Raw genomic sequence first — 23,009 nt, forward strand, 5'->3', positions numbered from 1 at the left:
AGGCCGACCCGGCCACAACAGCGTTCGACCCGGGACCTGCCTGTCACGTCAGAACTAACGTCGGCGCTGCGCCGGGTTGTATCGGCGCTTGGGGATCAGGGGACGAGATGGCGAGCGATGACCCGGGACTGTGGAGTGCGAGCAAGCAGGCAGCGGCCATCGCCGCGGGGGAGCTGTCGAGCCGCGAGCTGACGAGCCACGTCATCGATCGCATTGAACGGCTCGACGGCGACGTCAACGCTGTGGTGACGCGCGATTTCGAAGGGGCGCTGGAGCGAGCGGCAACGGCTGACGCTGTGCAGGCCGGAGGCGGTGCGCTCGGGCCGCTTCACGGGGTTCCGTTCACCGCCAAGGACGCTCTGATGACTGAGGGAATCCGCTCGACCGGCGGGGCGCGAGAGCTGACCGACAACGTTCCCGACACTGATGCGGCGGTGGTGGCGGCCTGCCGCGCTGCGGGTGCCATCGTGATCGGCAAGACAAACCTGCCGCGCTGGTCGGCCGACAACCAGTCGTTCAATGACTTGTTCGGCACCACCAACAACCCGTGGGACCTGACGAAGGTGCCCGGCGGCTCGTCGGGCGGTGCCGCAGCGGCGACCGCCATGGGCTTCACCGGCTTCGAGATCGGCACAGACATCGGCGGCTCGATCAGATTCCCGGCCTCGTACAACGGCATCTGGGGCCACAAGCCGAGCTTCGGCGTCATCCCTACGACCGGCTATCTCGACCACGTGCGCGGCGGCACCACGGAGCCCGACATCAACGTATTCGGCCCGCTGACGCGCAGCTGCGACGACCTCAAATTGCTGTTCGACGTGCTGCTGCGCGACGAAGCGCCGTGGGTGCCGCAATTGCCACCCGCCCCGGATGATGTGAGCAGCTTGCGGGTAGTGGCGTGGCTTGACGACGATTACTGCCCGGTCGATGGGGACGTGCTCGAGGTGATGAATGCGGCTGTGGCGGCCCTCGAGGCCAGCGGCGTGAGCGTCGACCACGCGGCCCGTCCAGGCATCGATCCGATGCCGGCATGGGAGACGGGGCTGTGGCTGGTGCGGGCCGCCATGACGCTTGCGGGCCGCGGCGAAGGACCGGGCCATCGCGAGTGGCTAGAGCGCCACATGGCGCGCGAGGAGTGCCGCCGCAAGTGGGCGGACTTCTTCACCGGTTACGACGCGATCCTCATGCCGGTGAGCTTCCACCCGCCCTTCGACCACATGCAGGAAGGAACCTTCGCCGAGCGCCGCATCCCCGCGAACGGCATCGAGCGGCCCTACATCGAGATGACCCGCTGGACGATCCTGACCGGCATGTCGTACCTGCCCGCCACCGTGCCGCCGCTGGGCCTCACCACCCAAGGCCTGCCCGTGGGATTCCAAGTGGTCGGCCCCTACGGCGGCGACCGCACCACGATGGCGCTGGCCCGCCGCATCGGCGAGCTCACCGGCGGCTATCAGCCCCCACCCCGCGCACTCTGAGCTGCAGCAGCCACCTCGTCGAGTGCCCGGGCGAGATCTTCGCCCTCGATCACACCTTCGGCGACATCGTCACGAGCCAGGAACTGAAACACGATGCGCTCCACTTCCATGCCGGTGGCCTGCTGTGCGCACCAGGCGTAGGTGGCGCCCTGAAGGCGGTAGTAACCGGTCTTCTGCTCGACAACACTGCTGTCCGCGACGGCGTCGGTCTTGAAGTCGACCACCACCAGTCGCCCGTCGGGTGTCTCGTACAGCAGGTCGATGAAGCCTTCGAGCACGAGCCCGTCGTCGAGCGGGGCGGTGACGAACACCTCCTGCCAGTAGCGCCCGCGGGCAGCCTCTGCCACCGTGCGGCTCGCAAGCGCAGCTTCCACCCGACGTGTGATCTCGCTCGTCTGCCCGGTCAGACCGTGGTCGCGCGCACAGACCGCAGCGAGCGCTCGCAGCGCCTTGGAGTCGTGTGAGGAGCTGTCGGAGATGTCGATGCTCTGCAGTACCGCATGCACCGCGCTGCCCAGAGCGGTGCCGTAACGACCCTGGCGCACCATCGGTTCCCCTGCGGTGGCGTAGCCGCCCTCGCCGCCAGCATCGGCCACAGCAGCGCCGGTGTCGGTGACCACATCGTCCTTGGACAACCCCGCTGCATCCAGCTCTGCATCGGGATCTGCACCTCTTGCGCTGCCGTTGGTGACGGTGGCTGCGGCGTGATGCTTGGCGAGCGCAGAGGCGCTGAGATGCGACAGCGTCTTGCTCGCCTCCACCGCTGCCGCGTGCCGTTGCAGCCACTCCTCGCGGCTAGCGAAGATCACAGTTGGATCCGCAACGACATCGACGGTCGCGGGCCCACGGCCTGCACCGTTGGATTCGTCATGCGCGTGTGCGCCGAAAACGTCACGATCGGGCCGGAAGTCGTCTTGGCGCCAGGTGACCCCGCTCAGCGGCTCGTCCGCGGCAGCGCTGCCCCACAAGCTCAACGCGGCGCTCAGCAACTCCCCGCTCTCAAGATTGTGGTCACCGCTGGAGCGGAGAGGCGGTTCGTTGCGGTGCACCGAGACGATGAGATGGTCGCGCGCCCTGGTGCAGGCCACATACAGCAGGCGCAGTCGTTCGTAGTGAAGCGCCACGACTTCGTCTTCGTTGCGTTCCTCGAAGCGAAGCGAGCTCACTTCGCCGCGCAGGCGGATCTCAGGCGGCAAGCCGTCTCGTGAGATGATCACCTGCACGCCAGCTCGCCTGCGGGGCCGGTCCTGCAGACCCGCGACGATGACGATCGGGAACTCGAGACCCTTGGCAGCGTGAATCGTCATCACCCGCACCGCCTCGTCGTCGGACTCGGGCAGGATCGATTCGGTCGCACGCGCGTTCTCTGCTGCCTGCCCCTTGGCCCAGGCCAGGAAGCCGCGCATGCCGCCGTGCTGGCTGTCGGACCATGCCCGCGCCTGGTCGACGAGGTACCGGATCTGACGCCAGCCGTCACGCGGCCGCGCCCGAGTCGCCACCTGCTCGTACAGTCGCCGCTCCCGCACGAGCGCATCGATGACCGCGGCCGGACCCAAGGTGGCGCTGCGCTGGTGCAGCGAGAGCAGGTGCCGGAGCGCTTCGACTGCCGGTGTGGGCTCCGCGTCGCTCAACCGTGGATCGGTGTAGTTCCACGAGACCTGTTGTCTCACCCGGTGGACGTACAGGTCGTCGTCTCCGCAGCCATAGACAGGCGTCCGCAACGCGCTGGCTATCGCCAATGCATCGGTGGGATCCGACACGGCTCGCAGGCACATCATGAGGTCGCGCACCATCTGCGTTCGCCAGATGAACGACGCGGCCTCGAGCCGGTAGGAGATGTCGGCGTCGGACAGGGCCTCCTCGAGCTGCGGCAGGCCCGTCCGCTTGGGAATGAGCACGGCGATGTCGCTGGGACGGGCCGGCCGCGCTTCGCCGGTGTCCGGGTCGATGACCATCCACCGCTCATTCATGATTGCTGCGATCGCGCCCGCAACGTCTTCGGACTCGGCCTCACGCACCTCGCTGATCGGCGTCCTGCGGTCACGCGGGTTGAGTCCCAAGACACTGACCCGAGGTCCGCTGACACGCCGCAAGCCCATGTCGATGCCTTCGTCGCTCGCTGCCCGAACGGCGTCAGGCAGCTGCCGACCCGCTTTCAGCGCGTGGTACGGAGGTTGCAGCGCAGGCACCTCGTTGATCAGGCTGTCGAAGACTTCGTTGACCCAATCGATGATCCCCGGCAGGGTGCGGAAGTTGGTGCTCAACGTGAGCACCGATCCGAGTTCTTCGCCCAGGCTCGCCTGGGCGGACCGGTACTGCGCGATGTCGGCTCGGCGAAAGCGGTAGATGGACTGCTTCGGATCGCCGACGAAGAAGAGCCGCTCAGGCCGCGCCGAATCCGCGTTGACGCCGTCGGGAAATGCAATGAGCTGTGCTAGCTCGATCTGAATCGGGTCGGTGTCTTGGAATTCGTCGAGCAGCAGCCGCTGGTACTGGTTTGCCAGTGCTGCGCGCACCTGGGCGGCGGCGGGACTGTCACGCAGCAGCCACCTGGCTTGGGTGAGCAGATCATGGAACTCCAAGCTGCCGATGCGCCGACGGTGCTCGACGCCTTCAATCGTGAATACGCGGAGGCGTTCGGTGACCTGCGCCAGGGCTTCTGCCAGCACCGATGCCACCGTGCTGGCGATTTCGTCGGACAGCCGGGCGAAGTCAGCTCGCACGTCCGCGATGTCGGGCCAGTCGCGCTTGTTCCCCTTGTTGCCGACCTTGGGAACGTCCGCGCGCATCAGCACCCGGAGGATCTCGCGGTCATTGCGGGCATCCGCGAGGCGTTCGACCAAGGCGCTGATGGCGCCGAACGAGATGTACAGCTTGCAGGCGCCGGCATTGGTGCACTCGCTGCGACGCTCCAGCAGGTGCGTCGCGAGCTGACTGATGTGCGCCGCGCCGATCGGTGCGCTGTTGGGCGGATGGGCAGGCCAATGGAGCCGGTCAGAGTTGGCGTTGAGCGCTCGGGCGAGATCGCGCAGGTGCGCTGGAGTGACGCCTACCGCGTCGAGCATGCCGACCGGCCAGCGCATCGACTCGTCGGAGAGCAGCTCCGACAGAAACGTGTCCCAACGCTCGTCGAACGCGACTTCTGAAGCGATCTCGTCGAGCGTCTCGAACGACGGGGGCAAGCCGGCCTCCACCGGGTGCTCAGCCAGAATGCGGCGAGCGAAGCTGTGCAGGGTGCCCACTGCGGCGCCGTCGAGTTCGCCCAAGGAGGCGACCACCAGATCGCGTTCGGTACCCGACGCGGTCTGCAGCGCCTTGTTCAGCTCGGCCCGAACGCGGTTGCGGAGCTCGGCGGCTGCCTTGTCGGTGAACGTGATGGCGGCGACAGACGACATGGGCACCGGATCGAAGCTGCCTGCGCCGGTCACCATCGACACGATCCGATTCACGAGCACGGTGGTCTTTCCGGTGCCAGCGCCCGCCTCGACAAAGAGCAGCTGACGCGACTCGGTGGCGATCAGATCGCGCTCGGTTTGGTCGGTCAGCATCAGTTGCCTTCGTCCAAAGGGGCCTCGGCCAAACCGACAAAGCGGGCCAACTCGCTGTCGGCACGCTTGCGTTTCCACTGCCGCGCGATGTCCGCGGTGCCAATCCTGTCGGGATCGCAGTACGGGCAGGGCGTGAAGCCTGCGCGATCGTCGCCCGCGCGCACATATCCCACGAAGACGCCCGAGTCGATGCCGTCGGTGACGGACTTCACCACTTCGTCGAAGCGTTCGAAGTACTGCTGGTCCATGGGGCGCGACACCCACGCCCAGCCCGCGCGTGCCGAGACGAACCAGTAGGCCGCTTCGCGTACCGCTTCGGTCACCGCGGTGTCAGGTGCGTAGTGGTGGGCGGCTGCGAGCGCGTAGACGCCGAGCTGCAGCTTGGTGCCGCGCAGCGTTGGATCGTCTCCGCGGCTGGCGCGTGTCGTCGGGACGCGGATGCCCACGTAGGGCCTTTCCGAGCCGGACTTGTAATCGATGACCACCAGGCGGCCGCGCTCGCCTTGGGAGCTGTCTGCCGCGCTGTCATCGATGAGCTCGACCCGGTCGATCGCGCCGCGGAAGTGCAGGACGCGTCCTGGCTCGAGGTCGTAGGGCACGGCGGCGTTCGTTCCGTCGCCAAGGGACGACGGTCCGAGCCCGAAGCGGTGTTCCGAAGCGACGACCGTGCCGCGTGCTGCGGCGTGAGGCGTGACAGCGCGCTGCTCGTCACGCACCAGCACCTCGACGAGGTCGGCGAGCACGGTTTCGCGGTCGAAGCTCCACAGCAACGGAAAGCCGGTGGCGCCGGCCGCCTCGAACTCTGCTGCCTTGGCGGCGCCGATCTCGAGGAGGCGATCGCGGTCGGCGCTGCCGTAGCTGCGTTTCGCGCCGGGCAGATCTTCGGGCGTCGCGGACGCAGCGATCAGCTCGCGCAGCAGTTCGTCGAGTGATTCGTGGATGAGCCGTCCCCGGTCGATGGGACTGAGACGAACGACGGACTCCGGCTCGACGACTTCGTCGATGCCGAGCAGGTACGAGAACAAGTACTTGCGCGGACATGTGGCCCACGTCTCCAGGCGGCTGGCTGAGAGGACCTGGGTAAAGCCGTCGCCTGCGATAACGACATCGCCGAGGTTGCCGTCGAAACGGGTGAAGCGGCGGCTTTGGCGCCCGCGCCACAGCGCAACGCCGCGTGCGAATGCAGGCTCGGCCTCGTCGGCGAACAGCCAATGGCTGCCCCTGTCGCCACCGGCGGCTGCGCTGAGCAGGTCGCGGCTGTCGAACTCGGCCTCGGTCGCAGGGAATCGCGCATGCAGCAAGCCGCTCAGGAACGAATGGCTGACGGTGAGGCCGCCGATGGACCCCGATGCTGCCGCCGACGTCAGGTTGTCGGCGTCGAGATAGCCGCCGGAGAAGTCGTCGCTGGGCTGCTCGGCCGCAGCGGCAAGCTGCTGCGCCGTCGGCAGCAGCCAGCGCGAGGGCACATTCTCGGCCGTCCGGCGCAGATCGCCGCGCGGGATGGTGACGGTGCTGCGCCCGATGCAGCACGCCAGCGCCGCCAGCAGATCGCGGTGCTGCGCATCGGTGCGCTCCGAACGGGTCCGCAGCGCTCCTCGATGCCGATCGCCATCGCCGATGAGGCTGTCTGGAAGCTGACGGTTGGGATAGATGCCCTCGGCCAAGCCCAAGATGTACAGCCGTCGTCGGGGAATGGCGGGGTGGCTGCCGATCCTGCCGACGAAGACACCGGCGCCGACCCGGCCGCTCAGCCCATGCGGACTGGCCAACTGCGACTGCAGCGTGCGCAGGAGCAGCGATGCATCGGCGGCTGGCTCGACGGTGCCGAGGGTGCTGAGCCCTTCGACGATGTGATCGATTCGCTGAGCAGCGGCCCGTTCGACATCCCAGCGCGTTTGGGCGTCGCTGAGTCCGGCGTCCCTGAGCTGGGAGGGGCCTCCATCGCTGATGTCGTCGGGACGGTGGGCGCCGGTCGTGCCAGCGGGCAGGCCTGGCGCCCAGTCGTCGTCGGTCGTGCGACCAAGGAAGGCGGTCACCTGCCTGCGCAACCACGCGGAGAGGTCGTTCCAGCTGCGCAGCGATACGGCACGGCTGATGTGCTGGGACAAGTCGGAGATGAACTCGGCTAGGTCGCCGCAGCGCTCCCGGTCTGCCCGGAGGCGGGAGAGCCGGGCATCGCTGGCTTCGGGGTCGGATTCCTCGGTGGCGATCTGGGAATCGAGCAAGCGCATGTAGCGGCCGAGCCGAGTGGACGGGTCACCGGATCGAGCGTTCTGGCTCTCGGAGGGGATCCAGTCGGATCCCTCGACGACGTTGGCGGTTCGTGCCAGCCGTTCCCAGGCGGCTGCCGGTACTGGTGCACGGCTGCGCGTGCCGTCCGCCGTCTGGATGGGCCTCCACACGGGAGCTTCGGCCAGCATCGCCATGACATCGACACGTCGCAGCCGTTGATCGACGACCAGCCGCATCAGGCTCAGTACGAAGCGCCCGACGACAGATTCCGAGAGCGACTGGGCAGCGTCGCCGTTCCACGCGATGCCCGCCGCCTCGAGTTGATCGGCGAGCGAACGCGCATACGGGTCACGGGCAGGAATGAGGACGGCGATCTCGTTGGCCGGTATGCCGTCGCCCAGATCTTCGAGCACCGACCGCACCGCGGTACGCACTTCCTCGTCGGGATCGGTGACGCTGATGATGCGGTCGGCGGTGGCCTCGTCGATTCCGGCCTCGTCGACGTGCCGTGAGGCCGCCCAATCCGTGCCGGGCATGCTCAAGGCCGTGTGAAGCTCGTGCGCTGGGCGGTCCGCCACTGGATTGCCGGTGACACCGAAGTGCACGACGATGTCGGTGGTGCCTGCCAGCGCTTGCACCAGTCGAATCTCGTTCGGCGAAAGGTCTCGCGGCAGGTGCAGCAGGAGGCGACCGAGGCGCTGCCGCGCGCGCTCCGCTGCTGTGTCGGCGCGACCTCGCAGACGGCCCACGACGTGATCCAGCAAGCCGTTCGGGTCGTAGTAGTTCTGTGCTTCCAATCGCTCCCAGACTCGCTGGACGAAGCCCGCCACCTCGCGCACGCGTGCGGAGTCGGACGTTTCGAGCCGGTCTCGCTGATCGCGGCGCAGCGAGCGCACCTCGGCGAATGCCCGTGCCAGTGAGATCTCGGTGGCTGCATGATCGGCGATGTCGGCGAACATGCCGGCGGCTTCGGCCAGCTCCTGACGAATCGCCGCAGCGATGACGAGGTCGTTGACGGGCTGGCGCCCCCGCGCGCGCAAGTCGGCGGATCCCAGCTCGTCGGCCACTCGCTGCAAGGTCCAGAATTCGATGGCGACAAGCCCGCAGTGAGCCTGCTCGGGGCCTGCTGATTCGGCACGCTGTCGCGTGAGCTGCCGGCGAAGTGCAACACCCTCGTAGTTGCTGCGCACCACCACCGTGATCGGCGCGAACGGATCATCGACCTTGGCATCGCGCACGAACGCCTCAAGCTCGTCGCAGGCCGGGCGTCCATAGCCGACACGTCGAATCGAGAGCTGCTGCACCCCGGCGAACCTACGTCAGCGGTGTGACAGCCATGTTGTTGGGGTCAGTGAGCAGCGAGCGCCTTGAGTCGTACGGCAGACAGGCGCTTGAGCTGCTGGTTGCGCGGGTCGACCTCGATGCCGGCTGACTCCAGCGCGGTGAGGCCGAGCAACGGCTCGACGTCGTCGTCGACGAACACCACGGTGCCCATGACCATCTCGTCCATGAACTCGAGCTCGGCACCTCCGATGTCGAATTGCAGCCGACGGCCGTCGGCCATCTCGTATGTGCGAGATCCGAACGGCTCGATGCCGATGGCTTCGAGGTGCTGGCGCGGCACCAGCGACTCGATGGCGCCGGTGTCCACCAGGAACTCGCCTTGCCAGGCGCGATCGCGTGCTGCTGGGTTCTTGACGGTGACGGTGACGTGCGTGGTGCCCACAGGAGGCCTCCTCTGTCGAACAGGGCGGAGAGACGGCAGCCGACGGCTGCGTCGCTGAGCCTCGCGCGCGCCGTGAGACGCGTCACCATCATTTTCGGGCGTTGAGTCTTCCTGCGTTGATGTCATGGATTCATTGTCGCAGTGCAATCGCGTCATTCGCGACACGGCGGGCGACAGGGCTCAGGTGCCGGCGAGCCGGGCCACCACTGGGGCCATCGCGTCGACCTCGGGGTCGTGAATGATGATGTAGCTGGCGCCGTAGGTCTCGCGATGGTGATGCAGCTGCCCGCAGATGTCGTCGACCGTGCCGGCCAGCACCAAGGGAACTTCGCGCGCCTCTTCCAGTGTCAGCCCGAAGCCAGGCGCGAACTGCTCGAGAATGCTGTCGGCGTCGTCGGACACCAACGCCATGAACGTGTTGAGCTGGATCTCGATGTCGGCGAATCGGTCGCCGGCGGCATCGGCAATCCACTGGCGGCGCTCGACGAACTTGTCCGCTACCGAGGTGCGGGCAGCATCGGGGCCCACGGTGCCAGACCGCAGATTGGGATTCAGGCTGATGATGTCGGCAAGGCGGGCCGCCTCGCTCAGCACCCGCTTGCCGCCGCCGCCGATGATGACGGGCGGCCCGCCCGGCGTGTGGGGCAGCGGGCGGCCCACCATGCCGGAGATCTGGTAGTGCTCGCCGTCGTAGTCGAAGGGCTCGCCGGTCCACAGCCCCTTGATGACCTCCAACGCCTCGATCATGCGGTCGATGCGCACTCCGGGCCGGTCGAGCGCAATGCCCGACTGCTCATAGTCCTCGGTCAGCCAGCCGGCGCCGATGCCGAACTCGGTGCGGCCTTCTGCCAGCAGGTCGAGCGTGGCGAAGTCCTTCGCCAGCACCGCGGGGTGCCGGTAATCGGCTGCGAAGACCAGCGTCCCCACCCGCAACGTCGTGGTGATCTCCGCCGCAACAGCGGGATGCACGATGGGCGACCAGCTGTCCCAGAAATGGTCGTGGCAGAACAGGGACGAGTAGCCCAAGCCCTCGACCTTGCGCGCCGTCTCCCGGAACGCTGCGGGGCTCTCCGGCTTGCCGTACTGGACGCCGAATCTGAACGGATGCACAGCGGCAGGCTAGGTGGAGCCGATGCGCCGCCGATGTCGGCCGCAGCGCCAGTCTGGGCGCTAGATCTGCGTCTGCTGGTCCAGGAAGGAACGCTCCGCCAGACCGTGCCACTCGGCGATGCCGTCACGGAACTCCCGCCACGGCGCCAAGATGGCGGCGAAGCGTGCATCGTCCGCCGCCACCGCGTCCAGCACGTTCTCGGTCTCTTCCTTGAAAGCTGCCATCAGCTCGTCGGGGAACTGGCGGATGCTGGCGAACTCCTTGACCCGCTGGAGGTCGGCCTGGTTGCGCACGTCGTAGTCGGCAATCGTGTTGATGTTTGCCGATGCCGCCGCAATCTCGATGGCCGCCTGGTATTCCGCCGGCAGGTCGTTCCACAGCGACAGCGGGAACTGCACCTCCACCGCCGTGCCGGGCTCCCACCAGCCGGGGTGGTAGTAGAACAGATCGCCGGTGAACTGGTCCAGGCCCAGGATCAAGTCGTCGGTGGGCCCCACGAACTCGGCGCCGTCGATCGCACCCTGCTGGATCGCAGGCAGGATCTCGCCGCCCGCCAGGGTGACCTGCTCGCCGCCGAGGCTCTCGAGCACACGCCCCGCAAGGCCGGGGATGCGCATCTTCAGGCCCTGCAGGTCGCTCACCGAATTGAGCTCCTTGGTGAACCAGCCACCCATCTGGCAGCCCGTGCCGCCGGCCGGGAAGGCGATGACGCCATGCTCTTCGGCGTAGAACTCGTTGAGCATGTCGAGGCCGCCGCCCTTGTACAGCCAGGCGTTCTGCTGGCGCTGCGTCAGCCCGAACGGCACAGCGGTGCCGAACTGCTGCACCGGGCTGAGGCCCACGTAGTAGTACGAGGCTGTGTGACCGGCCTGCACGCCGACGTCACGCACGGTGGGCAGCACCTCGAGGCCGCCCACGATCTCACCGGCCGGTCGGGGATTGATCTTGAACCGGCCGCCGGTGAGCCGGCTCACCTGCTCTGCGAAGAAGTTCGCCGAGCCGAACAGGGTCACCAGCGCCGCCGGCCAGCTCGTCGCCATCTCCCACTCGATCTCGGGGCCGTCCTGGGTGAGCGCCACCGATGTGGCCGGCGCGTCGGTGGCGGCGGGACCTTCGGTGGTCGCTGCGGTGTCTCCGTCGTCGGAGGTGCAGGCGTTGAGCACCGTTGCGGCCGCTGCGAATCCGGCTACGCCGAGACCGGCCTTGAGGAACGATCGCCGGTCGAAGCCGGCATCTTCGATGCCTTCATCGAGGGCAGTCTCCGGACTGGCCTCGTCGTGCATAGTCATAGGTAGTGCCTCCCCGCAGGCGCGCAAGTCGCGCCAACTACGTCGCGCGAAATTAGCACGCGCCGAAATCGGGCCGGACAGGCTGCGCAGCTAACTGAACAGCTCGAGCGACGTGTACACGATGCCAGGGAATACGCCGAGGATGACCAGCGCGATGGATTGGAGCCCCATGAACGGGATGGCGCCCTTGTGGATGTCGGCGGTGCGCACTTCGGGCGGGGCCACGCTCTGCAGGTAGAACAGCGAGAAGCCCACCGGCGGCGAGATGAACGCCATGTTCAGGTTCACCGCCATCATCACGGCGAACCAGATCTTCTCGTCCTGGGTGAAACCCAGAATTTCCATGGCCGGAACGAAGATGGGCACCACGATGAAGGTGATCTCGAGGAACTCCAGATTGATGCCCAGCAGGAACACAGCGACCATCGCGACGATGACGAAGCCCAGCTTGCCGCCGCCGATCGAAGTGAGCCATGCCGACGTCTGATCGGAGCCGCCGAGCTGGAAGAACATGGCGCTGAAGAAGGTGGAGCTGAACAGCAGCGTCATCACCAGCACCACCACGCTGGCAGTCGACTTGCCCGCTTGCACCGCCGCAGCGCGGCTGAGCCGCCACTGGGGCCTGATGTGAGTGGCGCCCTCGCGCATGAGCAGGCGGTCGAACAGCCAGTTCAAGCCCGTGAGCGCCAGCGCTCCGAACACGCCGACTGCGCCCGATTCGGAAGGCGTGGCGATCCCCTGGAAGATCGACACCAGCACGCCGAGGATGAGCACCACGATCGGCACGATGGCGATGAGCACCTCGCACGCCAGCATCCGGGTGAACGCCATGATCGCGAAGCTCACGATGAGTACCAGCACCGCCGCCACGGCTGCTACCCGCAGGTTCGCGAGCAGCATCACGCACCCGACCATGAAGCCCAGCAGGCCTGCGATCAGGAGTTTGGTCTGGATCGACGGGTTGCCTTCCAGCTTGCGCTCTTCGAGCGGCATGGCCGGGCCCATGTCGGGCTTCCACCACGACACGATCAGCACGTAGGCCACGTAGAGGCCGCTGAGCATCAGGCCGGGCAGCAGTGCACCGGCGAACAGGCCCAGGATGCCCACACCCATCTGCTGGGCCAGCAGGATCAGCACGATGCTGGGCGGCAGCAGCTGCGCGAGCGTGCCCGAAGCTGTGATGGCGCCTGTCGAGAGCTTGTTGTCGTAGCCGAGCCGCACCATCGCCGGCAACGACAGCAGGCCCATCACGATGACAGTCGCCGCCACCACGCCGGTGGCAGCGGCCAGCAGCGTGCCCACCAGCACCACTGCAGCGGCCACGCCGCCGCGCAGCGCGCCCATCAGCATGCCGACGGCGTTCAGCAGCCGCTCGGCCATGCCGGATCGTTCCAGGATCGCGCCCATCAGCACGAACAGCGGCACGGCGAGCAGCACCGGGTCGCTGATGGCCACGAACCAGCGCGCCGGCAGCGTATTCAGCGTGGCGGTGTTGAACGCCCCTGTGAGATCGCCGATGAACGCGAACGCCAAGGCCGTCGCGGCGAACGAGAACGCGACGTTGTAGCCGGTGAGGATCATCGCCATGAACACGATGAACATCGTCAGGGCCAGGAAGACGCCCGTATCCATGCCGAAGATGGCCAAGAGGTCGCTCATGAGGGGGCTACTCGACGCGCAGCGGCGACTCGTGCTCGACGAGGTCACCCTTCTCGTCGTCGCCGATCATCACGAAGCCGGTCTTGATCATCTCCGCAAGGATCTGCAGGCCGAACAGAATGAACGCAACGAGGATCATCACCTTGATCGGCCCGACGGGCAGACCGCCGGCGTCGACCGCCTCCTCCCAGGTTTCCCATACCCGCCAGCCGCTCGGCCACTCGCCGTTGTGCCGGCGGCCCAGCGAGGTGGCCGCGTAGCCCTTGAGGATCCGGATGGCCATGATGATGAACGGCAGCAGCAGGGCCGAGTGAACGACGAAGTCGAGCCATGCCTTGCGCTTGGCGCTGAAGTTGGCCCACCAGAAGTCGATACGCGGGTTCACGCCTTCGCGCACGCCGAAGTTGATGGCGATGAGAAACATGAGTCCGAACGACTGCCACGCCAGGCTGGTGGTCTCGCCGAAGAGGATGTCGGTCTCGACGAGGTCATTGCCGTAGCGGGTGATGACATTGAACAGCTGCAGCAGGAAGACCACCCACGCCAGGATCCACGCCACGGTCAAGCTGAATGTGGCGATCGACTCCACGCCCCGCCGGAGCCGGTCCAGCCCGTCGTGCCACGCGCCCATCGCCACTGCGCCCGCCAGCACCAGCCAGTTCCACCACGCCAGGTTGCCGATCCAGTATTCGGTGTCCCAGAACAGCCGGGCCCCGAACGCGAGAACAATGGTGGACCCCGCCAGCCAGCCGATCGGATGCAGGCGCGCCCACCATGGCTTCGCCGTGGCCAGTGGCGGTGCATGGGGAGCGGGGGTGGCAGTGTCGGTCACGTCGCCCCGTCCCCTCCGGCTCGCCGGCGCCGCTCCAACGCGATAACAGGCGATCCAACATCCTGCCACCTAGCTTGTCGCCGTGGTGAACATCGGATCCGAGCCGAGTAGCGCAAACTCCTGCTCCCCCCAACCGCCGCCCCCGGGGGTGATGCCGCCAGCGCTCTTCGTGCAGGAGGCCGACGGTGTGTGCGCGACGGAGCTGACGCGTGGTCCGTGGGCGCATCAGGTGATGCACGGCGGCGCCATTGGCGGCCTGCTGGGCTGGGCGGTTGAGCGCGAGCAGCGGCAGCTCGGCATCTCGCAGGTGTGCAGCCGGTTGACGGTGGAGATCCTCTCGGGCATGCCGATGGCGACCTATGAGGTCACTGCGACCATGGTGAAGGGCGGCAAGCGGACTGCGCTGGTCGATGCCGAGGTGCGCGAGGTACACGGCGCTGGGAGAGGCGGGCGCTTGGTGGCGCGAGCTTCATCTCAGTGGCTGACGCCCACAGCGCCCTTGGACGGCGACCCTGGGGGCGATGGGCAATCGCTGCCGCCGATCCCGGCCGAGCGCGCGGACCCTGGAGCAAATCCCGACATCGACTACCCGCGTCCCGGCTTCAACGCCGATGCCGTGGATTTTCGCTTCGTCGGCGGCTCGACGGAGGAGCCGGGCCCGGGCCGCACATGGCTGCGGTTGGACCATCCGTTAATGGCCGGTGAGGAGACGTCCCCGCTGGTGCGGGTTGCGACCTTGGCCGATCTCGGCGCGGCCGTCGGGTGGGACTTCTCGCCGTCCGGCGGCGCCTACATCAACACCGACGTGACGCTGCAGCTGCTGCGCGTGCCAGCGGGGGAGTGGTTCTACTTCGACGCGGCCACAGTGGTGGCACCCCAGGGGCTGGCGGGCACGCACACGGCCATCTGCGACCAGCACGGCCTGCTCGGCTGGGTGTTGCAGAGCCAAATCGAAGCGCCAGCGGAGATCGGCTTCCCTGGCGGCATGGCTGCGTCGCGCAATGCGGCCATGCGCGAGGCCACGGCCGGCTAGCCGGCGACGTATCTGGACTATCGCCGGTTAGCCGGCGACCTCAGCCAGCAGGTCGTCGATGACGTGGGCCATCTGGCTGTAATCGGGCCGCTTCATCACGAACGCATCTGCGCCGAGGTCATACGCGCGGGCACGGTCGTCCGCGGCCTCGTCGGTGGTGAGCGCAACCATCATCACCTTGTCGAATTCGTCGGCGGCACGCGTCTCGGCGAGCAGATCGAAACCGCTGACCACCGGCAGTTTCAGGTCGAACAGGACGAGGTCGATCTCCGACGGACCTACCGCACGCATGAACGCCAGGGCGTTCGCGCCGTCATGGGCCACCCGAAGCTGGTTGCGGGTGCCGGCTTCCGCGAGCGCCATGGTGATCACGTCGACGTCGTGCTGATTCTCCTCGGCCAGCAGCACATGAACCGTGTCGTCCGGAGCGTGGATCACCGGTGGTTCGAAGGTGCCTGCCCGATCGACGGTTTGCGTCTCCGCCGAGACGTGCTCGACGGGAACGCCGAAGCGCCGCTGCAGCCGATGCGGCAGGTCGAGATGCAGCCACCTGCTGGCACCGGCAGGCAAGGTGCTCAAGACGATGAGGTCGGGATTCAGCCGGTCAATGGCCAGGTTGACCGCCACGACCGGATGCGCGGGGCCCACCTCGCCGGTGACCCGGGCACCGATGTCGTCGAGCGCCTCGAACGCCTGGCTGAGCCGGCGGCGTGCACCGGCGAGCGCCCGCGCGGGATCAGGACCGTTCGCACCGGTCGCGGGCACGACGATGTGAAACCGGGTCTCGGGATCGACGGCCAGGATGTGCTCCACGCGCTCATGCAGGTGGCTGCCGACGAGAGTTTGGTTGGCCACGATCAAGACGTGTCGCATTCCGGGCACCTCCTCGGTGGTCGGTCTGTGAAAGCGAACTTAGACGCGAGGCCCTTATGCCTCGCGCACAGCGTCATCGGCGACAAGTCCGTCGATCTCAGCCTCGGACATGCCCGCGGCGGCCAGAACGTCACGTGTGCCCTCGCCCAGTTTCGGCGCAGGTCCGCGGGGGCCGACGTCGGCGTTGGCGAATCGCATCGGGATGCCGACGCTTCGGTAGGGGCCGATGTCGGGGCTGTCGAGCGTGGGGAACATGCCGAGCGCTTCGGCCTGCGCGTCGTCGACCACCTCGTGCAGGCCCAGCACCGGCCCCCAGATGATTCCCTCAGCATCGAAGATCTCGCCCCACTCGTCGCGGGTGCGGTGCGCGAGCGCCTCGTCGATGCCGGCCACGATCTCGGGCATGTGGGCGAACCGGCCGCGAATGTCGTCAAAGCGCTCGTCGTCGAGCCAGTCGAGCCGCTCGATGACGCGGCACAGCGCCGGCCAAGCACTCTCCTGGGGCATGTTGAGCACCACCCACTTGCCGTCGCCGCAGGGATAGCGGTTGGCGGTGGGGACGATCATGTTCTCGCGGGCCCGCTGGCGAAGCGGTGCCCTGTCGACGGCGGTGATGGCGTAGTCGGACGCCTGGGTCCACACGGCTGTCTCGTAGAGCGATGTCTCGACCACCTGGGCCTCGCCGGTGCGTTCGGCCAGCCGCAGGGCCGCCAGCACCGCGCCCACCAGCGCCAGGCCCGTGGTGTGGTCGCCCTGGGCGGGGCGCGCCATCGGCACTGCGCCGTCGGGTCCTTCCCGCATGGCGTCGTAGATGCCCGAACGGCCGAAAAATGCGGTCACGTCGTAGCCAGGGCGCCATGCCTCGGGACCGGTGGTGCCGTAGCCCGTCAGCGTGGCGTGCACGATGCGCGGGTTCACGGCAGTGACTGTGGCCTGGTCGAGGCCGAATCGTTCCTGGCGGTGGACGAGCAGGTTGCACATGAACACGTCTGCGCCGGCGATGAGCCGGTGGACCACCTGCTGACCCTCTGGCGAGCCCAAGTCCACCGCGATCGAGCGCTTGCCGCGGTTGTCGACGTCGAACTGGAAGTCGTAGTCCTTGATCTCCGGCGGCAGCTTCGCCGGACGGCTGTAACCCCGCATCGGGTCGCCGTCGAGCGGCTCCACCTTGATGACATCGGCGCCGAGGTCGGCCAGGATCGCGCCCGCCGAGGGCGTGGCCATCCAGCTGTCCACCTCGATCACCTTCACATCGTCCAACGGTGCCGCCATCGGACCTCCAAGCCAGCGTCGAGTCCGGGCCGCGAGATTACGCTGCCGGGCCATGGAACTTGCTGGGAAGGTCGCTGTCGTCACCGGCGGTGCGAGCGGAATCGGGGAAGCGCTCATCGAGCGATTCAAGGCAGAAGGGGCGCGGGCACTGGTGGTCGTCGACCGTGACGAGGCCGGCGCGCAGGCGGTGGCTGATCGGGTGGGCGGCACAGCCGTCGGGCTCGACGTCACCGACGAGGACGCCATCAAGGCGGTGGTCGCCGACACCGTCGCAGCGTATGGTGCGCTCGACGTATTCGTCTCCAACGCCGGCTATGTGACCCAGGGCGGCTTGGAAGCGGCGAACGACGAGATCCAGCGCATGTGGGAAGTGCACGTGATGTCCCACGTGTATGCGGCTCGCGCGGCGGTTCCCGTCATGGTCGAACGCGGCGGCGGCTACCTGTTGAACACGGCGTCGGCGGCCGGCCTGTTGACCCAACTCGGCTCAATGCAATATGCGGTCACCAAGGCCGCCGCGGTGTCGCTGGGTGAATTCCTCGCGATCACCTACGGCGATAAGGGCATCGTGGTGTCGATGCTGTGCCCTCAGGCGGTCGAGACCAACATTTTGGCCAATAGCCCTGACCGCACTGGCGATGGCGACCAGGAGCGAGGCACGCCGGGCGCCGCCGCCGGCGACGGCATCCTGCAGCCCTCGCAGTTGGCCGACACCGTCATCGAGGCGATGGCCGAGGAACGCTTCTTGGTGCTGCCCCACCCTGAAGTGCAGACCTACCGCGAGCGCAAAGCGTCCGACATCGACCGCTGGCTGTCGGGCATGCGTCGCTTCCAGTCGCGGCTCTACGCCGACGCGGACATCACCCCTGCGGACTGGCTGCTCAGCTGAACGCCGCCGTCGGGTCGGGCCCGATTGCATCCGGCGCGCCGCCGGATGCGCCTCAGCCCGGGCGGCTCGCGACGAAGCGTGCCTCGTGGCGCTGGCCGAACCACTCCTCGTCGAAGCTGATCGTCTCGAGGCCGCAGCACAGCTCGGGCAGCTCGCCCAGCTCCACCAGGAACGGGCGGCTCGGGCGCGCGTTGACGAGCAGGTTCTCGACGGTGGCGATCAGCACGAAGGCGATACCGCCGGGCACGAGGAAGTCGCGAAGCGCGCCCAGCAGGGGTCGGTGCAGGAAGTTGGTGCACACCGCCGCGTGCCAGCCACCATCAGGGACCGCCGCGCCTGCGAGCCGACTCAACTGCCCCGGGGTCGGCACGGGATCGGCTTCGAGGTCGGTGCAGATCGTTTGCAGCCGCACACCCCGCTCCGCAGCAGCGTTCTCGGCAATCTGCAGCGCGCGCTCGGAGACATCGACGAGCGTGGTCTCGATGCCCTGCTCGGCGAGCCAAAGTGCTGTGCCGCCTGCGCCGCCCGCCAGATCAACCGCCGTCGGGCAGTCGGCCAGCAGCCCGGCCTGATCCATCACGAATCCTGACGGCGACCCTGGCTCATGGCAGTCGGCGTACTTGGCGTTCCAGCGGTCTGCGGCGCTCATGCGTCGTACAGCCGCACGGCGCGCGCCCGGCGGCTGCGTGCGTAGGCGGCCACCAGCAGCAGCGCTGCATACAGGAAGAACTCCGACTTCAGGAATCCGATCCAGCCGCCCTGGGTGACCCAGCCGGGCCGGTCGACGAGCCAGACGGGCAGGAGCACCAGGACGGTCGCTGCGGGCACTGTCATGATGAGCCGGCTGCCCCCGATCGCCGTGCTGCCGAAGGCGATCGTGAGGGCGAACAGCTTGATCGACAGCTCCTCGGGGTACAGCGACTGGTCGTTGAAGTTCACCGGGATCAGCATGAGGCCGCCGGCCATGCCAGCGAGACCGCTGCTGAGGCTCACCCCGGCCAAGCGCAGCCGGTACACCGAGACGCCGAACGTCGCGGCCGCAGTGGGCTCGTCTCTGGTAGCGACCAGGGCGCGCCCGATCGGACCTGTCAGCAGGCCATGCAGCAGCCAGAAGGCGACCGCCACCCACGCCACCACAATCCAGAACTCCCAGATGTGCTCGTCGTTGGGCGCGATGCCGGTCCAGGTCGGCGCGATGAACTCGCTGTCGAGGGTGACCGGCAGCGGGCCGTCGAGCTGGCGCAGCACGATCGGGAACGCCACTGCCGCCGACAGGGTCAGCAGCGCCAGGTACGCCTTCGGCAAGCGCAGCGCCGGGATGCCGAGCAGCGCACCCACCGCGCAGCCCGCGGCAAAGCCGGCCAGCGGCATCAGCATCGGCGGCAAGCCGAAATCGTTCACCGCGTGCAGGGCGGCATAGGCGCCCACGCCGGTCAATGCTCCGTGGCCGACCGACAGCAGCCCCATCCGGTGCGTCAGCAGCCAGAGCCCGGCGAATACGAGGCAGAACGCTGCGAGCTGGGTGACATCGGTGAGGAAGGTGGACGACGCGCGCAGCGGAACGACCACTGCCAGAGCGGCGATCGCGATCAGTGCCACGGCAGTCAGCCGGTTCGGCCACGTTGCCGCGGCCGACTGGGCCGATTCGGATGACGGCGGCGCACGGCCCGCTGCTTCGGCCTCCTGGCCGGCGCTTCGCTCGCCCGGCATGGCCGGCGTCTCCGATTCGGAGGATGGGGGTGTTTCGCCGGCCCGGGGGATCGGAATGCTCGCAGCGACACTGCCGTGCGGGACGGGGGCTTCGCGCAGCGCCAGGCGGAACACGGGTGTGTCGGAATCGGGAGTCGGCGGATCGCTCACGTCCGCAGCCCCTCGCGGGCGGCCTTGCGCGACAGCAGGCCCGACGGGCGCACCGACAGCACCACGATGAGCACGCCGAGCGCCCACACCAGCGTGACCTGGCTGTCGATGAAGCCGACGTAGCCAGCCATCATCGTCTCGGCGAAGGCGAACAGGTAGCCCCCGGCGAGCGCCAGGGCGGGGCTGCGCAGGCCACCGAGGGTGGCGGCTGCAAGGCCGAAGATCAGCAGACGCTCCATCATGTCGGGGCGCACGTTCAGCTCACCGGCGATGAGGCCGCCGGCCAGCCCTCCCAAGGCCGCGGCGACAGCCCAGCCGCCCATCACCACCCACTCCACCCTGATGCCCACCAGCGCAGAGCTGTCGCGGTTGGACGTGATGGCCCGGAATGCGAGGCCCACCTTCGTGGTGCGCTGAACCAGCGCGAGCAGGCCGATGGCCGCCAGCATCGTGAGTGTCAGCCCGATGGTGTCGAACCACAGCCGAGCACCGCCGATGATGAACCGGTCGGTGTGCTCCTGCGGGAACGGCGAGCCGAGGAACCGCTGGCGACCGCCGAAGTGCTTGACCACGAACACACCGATGAGCAGGTAGAGCCCGAGCGTCGCACCGATGGTCGGCACGGGGTCGCCGCGCATCGGCCGGATGACCGTGTATTCGAGCAGGGCGCCCACTGCCGCAGACACGACCACCGCGCCGGCAACCGCGGCCCAGATCGGCCACGGCGTGGCGAACGGCGTCAACCAGCCCGAGAACGCCACGCCAGGGTCGGCGCCTGCAGCGAACACCACCGCGATGTACGCGGAGAGCATCGCCATCTGACCCTGCGCCAGGTTCAGCACCCCGGTCGAGCGGAACACCATCGAGATCGCCACCGCCAAGGCTGCGTACGCAGAGCCGTTGGCGAACGAGTCGAAGACCCGCTGCAGGAACAGGGTCACGGCCGCAGATTGTGTCACGGGCGGGCGCGTTGACCCTTCGCCGCCTGCCGGTGCGAAGATGAGGCAGTGCCGAACGGTTCTGATGCCCGCTCCGGTGAGACTCGCTACCTCGCCGATGTCGTGCTGACCTGTGACGAGGACTTCGCGATGATCGAGCGCGGGACCGTGGACGTGGGGGCAGACGGGCGCATCGCCTGGGTCGGTGCCGCTGCTGACGCACCGGCCACCGACGCACCGGTGATCAACCTGGGCGGCCTGCTGATGCCCGGCCTGGTCAACACCCATGCGCACACGCCGATGACGCTCGTGCGCGGCGCAGGCGACGGGCTGCCGCTGATGGCGTGGCTCACCGAGGTGATGTGGCCGCGTGAGGGCCGCCTGCGCCCCTCCGATGTGTGGTGGGGGATGACGCTCGGCTCAGTCGAGATGCTGCGCTCGGGCGTGACGACCACATGCGAGATGTACGCCTTCGAACACGAGGTGATCGATGCGGGCCGCCAGGCGGGCATCCGGCAGGTCATGTGTCCGGGTGTGCTGTCGGTGGCGCACTTGGACGACACCGGAAGCGTCGCCGATCGAGTCGGCGAGATCGCCCGGGTACACGACGAGCAGAACGACCCATTGGGCCGCGTCACCATCGGGTTTGCACCGCATTCGGCGTACGACCTCGGCGTGGGCCCGTGCGCGGAGATCGCCGTTGCAGCCCGGGAGCGCGACGCCCTGCTGCACATTCACGTCGCCGAGACCGCCGATGAGGGCGACGCGCTGGCCGACATGCACAGCGGCGCCAGCGTGCCGAGGCTCCTTGCTGAGGCCGGTGCGCTGGAAGGAAGGGTGCTGGCTGCGCACAGTGTCTGGCTCGACGATGCCGACCTCGACATCTACGCCTCGGCGGGCGTGGCCGTGGCGCACTGCCCGGTCAGCAACATGAAGCTGGGTTCGGGCGTGGCGCGGGTGCCCGAGATGATCGAGCGGGGCATCACGGTGTCGCTCGCTACCGATGGGCCTGCGTCCAATGACGATCTGGACCTGTGGGAGGAGATCAAGATTGCCTCGCTCCTGGCCCGGGTGACCGCGCTCGACCCCACCGTGATGAGCGCGCAGCAGGTCATCTCGATGGCCACTCGCAGCGGCGGCGAGGCGCTCGGCTTGGATGTCGGCGTGCTGGAAGCGGGCCGCTGGGCCGACATGATCCGGCTCGACATCGATGATGTTGCGTTTGTCCCGGTCACGTCCCCGCAGGAGCTGATCGCCCATGTGGCATGGTCCGGCGGCAGTCGCCACGTCACCGAAGTGTGGGTCGGTGGCGAGCGGGTGGTCGCGGACCGGGTATGCCTCACCGTCGACGAGTCACGGGCTCGCTATGAAGTGCAGCATCGTGCGCAACGGCTGGCGCAGGAATCGGGGACGTGAGCGAGATGAGCGAGATGGGCGACACCAGCGGAGCAGGCCGCGAGCGCCCCCCGGTGGGCATCATCGCGGGAACCGGCTATTACGAGCTTCCCGGCCTGAGCGAGGCCGAGCACCAGATGGTGCAGACCGACTGGGGCGAGGCGCACGCCATGACCGGCCGCTGGCGTGGCCGCAGCATCGTGTTCGTGCCGCGCCATGGCGGCGACCACTCGATCCCGCCGTCCGCCATCAACTACCGGGCCAACATCGCGGCGATTCGTGATCTGGAGGCCACGGCCATCCTCGCGGTGAGCGTCGTGGGTTCGATGGTGCCCGAGCGGGGCACCGGATCATTCCTGCTGCTCGACGACTATCTGGAATTCACCACCGGCCGAGCTGCCACCTTCTTCGACCAGCCGGGGCAGGTCACCCATACCGACATGACGACGCCGTACGACCCGTCGCTGCGTGCTGCGCTGGTTGCCGCGGCAGCGACCGAGGGCATCGACGTGGCGCCCACCGCCACCTACGTCTGCACGAACGGGCCCCGCTTCGAGACACCCGCGGAGATTCGCATGTATGCGCAGATGGGCGGCAGCGTCGTCGGGATGACTGGCTATCCGGAGGTGGCGCTGGCCCGTGAGGCCGGCATCCCGTACGCCGGCATCGCCGTCGTAGCGAACATGGCCGCGGGGATGTTCGACGGCGAGATCTCGCACGAAGAAGTCTCGGCGGCGCTCGCGGCCACCAAGGAACCGCTGTTCGCTCTGCTCGGCCGCACCGTCTCGGCGATCTGACGTCGGCCTGAAGCCGATCTGCCATCCCCTACCCGCAGACTGGCGAGAAATAGAGTCCGACGTGATGCCTGCATGGA

17 protein-coding genes are annotated in these 23,009 nt (G+C 67.9%); 5 read left to right on the forward strand and 12 right to left on the reverse strand.

Annotated features, from left to right (window positions below; genetic code table 11):
• Nucleotides 1–107 precede the first annotated feature (107 nt).
• Nucleotides 108–1,478, forward strand: a complete 1,371-nt coding sequence (locus ACOGXD_RS09190; protein WP_419914402.1) for an amidase family protein — start codon at nucleotides 108–110, stop codon at nucleotides 1,476–1,478.
• Here the strand turns inward: ACOGXD_RS09190 and ACOGXD_RS09195 are convergent.
• The 7 genes from ACOGXD_RS09195 to ACOGXD_RS09225 all read right to left on the reverse strand — a co-directional run bounded on the left by ACOGXD_RS09195 (nucleotide 1,454) and on the right by ACOGXD_RS09225 (nucleotide 13,875).
• On the reverse strand, nucleotides 1,454–5,026 hold the full coding sequence (locus ACOGXD_RS09195) for a UvrD-helicase domain-containing protein (RefSeq protein WP_419914404.1): 3,573 nt from the start codon (nucleotides 5,024–5,026) through the stop codon (nucleotides 1,454–1,456). The two genes, ACOGXD_RS09190 and ACOGXD_RS09195, sit on opposite strands and share 25 nt — an antisense overlap.
• Nucleotides 5,026–8,562, reverse strand: a complete 3,537-nt coding sequence (locus tag ACOGXD_RS09200) for a PD-(D/E)XK nuclease family protein (RefSeq protein WP_419914406.1) — start codon at nucleotides 8,560–8,562, stop codon at nucleotides 5,026–5,028. The genes ACOGXD_RS09195 and ACOGXD_RS09200 overlap by 1 nt, the downstream gene beginning before the upstream one ends.
• 44 nt (nucleotides 8,563–8,606) lie before the next feature.
• Nucleotides 8,607–8,984, reverse strand: coding sequence for a clan AA aspartic protease (locus ACOGXD_RS09205; protein WP_419914408.1), 378 nt, complete (start codon nucleotides 8,982–8,984; stop codon nucleotides 8,607–8,609).
• Between the two features lie 180 nt (nucleotides 8,985–9,164).
• Nucleotides 9,165–10,094 carry a TIGR03621 family F420-dependent LLM class oxidoreductase gene (locus tag ACOGXD_RS09210; RefSeq protein ID WP_419914410.1) on the reverse strand — a complete coding sequence of 310 codons (930 nt, stop codon included), beginning with the start codon at nucleotides 10,092–10,094 and terminating at the stop codon, nucleotides 9,165–9,167.
• A 60-nt stretch (nucleotides 10,095–10,154) separates the two neighbouring features.
• Nucleotides 10,155–11,384: a TRAP transporter substrate-binding protein gene (locus ACOGXD_RS09215; protein ID WP_419914412.1), complete on the reverse strand. Its 1,230-nt coding sequence runs from the start codon at nucleotides 11,382–11,384 to the stop codon at nucleotides 10,155–10,157.
• A gap of 90 nt (nucleotides 11,385–11,474) precedes the next feature.
• The gene (locus tag ACOGXD_RS09220) at nucleotides 11,475–13,043 is read right to left on the reverse strand and encodes a TRAP transporter large permease (RefSeq protein WP_419914414.1); all 1,569 of its coding nucleotides are present in this window, start codon (nucleotides 13,041–13,043) and stop codon (nucleotides 11,475–11,477) included.
• A 7-nt stretch (nucleotides 13,044–13,050) separates the two neighbouring features.
• Nucleotides 13,051–13,875 (reverse strand): TRAP transporter small permease subunit, encoded by an 825-nt coding sequence (locus ACOGXD_RS09225; RefSeq protein WP_419914416.1) that lies wholly within the window; start codon nucleotides 13,873–13,875, stop codon nucleotides 13,051–13,053.
• A gap of 151 nt (nucleotides 13,876–14,026) precedes the next feature.
• On the opposite strand from ACOGXD_RS09225, the gene ACOGXD_RS09230 reads away from it, so the two are divergent.
• Entirely contained in the window at nucleotides 14,027–14,908 is an 882-nt protein-coding gene (locus ACOGXD_RS09230; protein WP_419914418.1) for a thioesterase family protein, read from the forward strand.
• A 27-nt stretch (nucleotides 14,909–14,935) separates the two neighbouring features.
• On the opposite strand, the gene ACOGXD_RS09235 is transcribed toward ACOGXD_RS09230, so the two are convergent.
• Nucleotides 14,936–15,781, reverse strand: a complete 846-nt coding sequence (locus tag ACOGXD_RS09235) for a response regulator (protein WP_419914420.1) — start codon at nucleotides 15,779–15,781, stop codon at nucleotides 14,936–14,938.
• Between the two features lie 54 nt (nucleotides 15,782–15,835).
• Nucleotides 15,836–17,053: a CaiB/BaiF CoA transferase family protein gene (locus ACOGXD_RS09240; protein ID WP_419914422.1), complete on the reverse strand. Its 1,218-nt coding sequence runs from the start codon at nucleotides 17,051–17,053 to the stop codon at nucleotides 15,836–15,838.
• A 52-nt stretch (nucleotides 17,054–17,105) separates the two neighbouring features.
• On the opposite strand from ACOGXD_RS09240, the gene ACOGXD_RS09245 reads away from it, so the two are divergent.
• Nucleotides 17,106–17,942 carry an SDR family oxidoreductase gene (locus tag ACOGXD_RS09245; protein WP_419914424.1) on the forward strand — a complete coding sequence of 279 codons (837 nt, stop codon included), beginning with the start codon at nucleotides 17,106–17,108 and terminating at the stop codon, nucleotides 17,940–17,942.
• Nucleotides 17,943–17,994: 52 nt separating this feature from the next.
• On the opposite strand, the gene ACOGXD_RS09250 is transcribed toward ACOGXD_RS09245, so the two are convergent.
• From ACOGXD_RS09250 to ACOGXD_RS09260, 3 genes are read right to left on the reverse strand one after another with little or no spacing between them, the layout of a single operon-like run.
• Nucleotides 17,995–18,591: a class I SAM-dependent methyltransferase gene (locus ACOGXD_RS09250; protein WP_419914426.1), complete on the reverse strand. Its 597-nt coding sequence runs from the start codon at nucleotides 18,589–18,591 to the stop codon at nucleotides 17,995–17,997.
• The gene (locus ACOGXD_RS09255; RefSeq protein ID WP_419914428.1) at nucleotides 18,588–19,802 is read right to left on the reverse strand and encodes a branched-chain amino acid ABC transporter permease; all 1,215 of its coding nucleotides are present in this window, start codon (nucleotides 19,800–19,802) and stop codon (nucleotides 18,588–18,590) included. Before ACOGXD_RS09255 ends, ACOGXD_RS09250 begins: the two co-directional genes overlap by 4 nt.
• Nucleotides 19,799–20,761 carry a branched-chain amino acid ABC transporter permease gene (locus tag ACOGXD_RS09260; RefSeq protein WP_419914430.1) on the reverse strand — a complete coding sequence of 321 codons (963 nt, stop codon included), beginning with the start codon at nucleotides 20,759–20,761 and terminating at the stop codon, nucleotides 19,799–19,801. Before ACOGXD_RS09260 ends, ACOGXD_RS09255 begins: the two co-directional genes overlap by 4 nt.
• Nucleotides 20,762–20,809: 48 nt before the next feature.
• Between ACOGXD_RS09260 and ACOGXD_RS09265 the strand changes: the two genes are divergently transcribed.
• Nucleotides 20,810–22,156: an amidohydrolase family protein gene (locus ACOGXD_RS09265; protein ID WP_419914432.1), complete on the forward strand. Its 1,347-nt coding sequence runs from the start codon at nucleotides 20,810–20,812 to the stop codon at nucleotides 22,154–22,156.
• A 5-nt stretch (nucleotides 22,157–22,161) separates the two neighbouring features.
• Nucleotides 22,162–22,932: an S-methyl-5'-thioinosine phosphorylase gene (locus tag ACOGXD_RS09270; protein WP_419917383.1), complete on the forward strand. Its 771-nt coding sequence runs from the start codon at nucleotides 22,162–22,164 to the stop codon at nucleotides 22,930–22,932.
• The last annotated feature ends 77 nt before the right edge of the window (nucleotides 22,933–23,009 follow it).

Origin of the sequence: Candidatus Poriferisodalis sp., from assembly GCF_965204125.1 — a bacterium.
Classification (GTDB): domain Bacteria; phylum Actinomycetota; class Acidimicrobiia; order Acidimicrobiales; family Poriferisodalaceae; genus Poriferisodalis.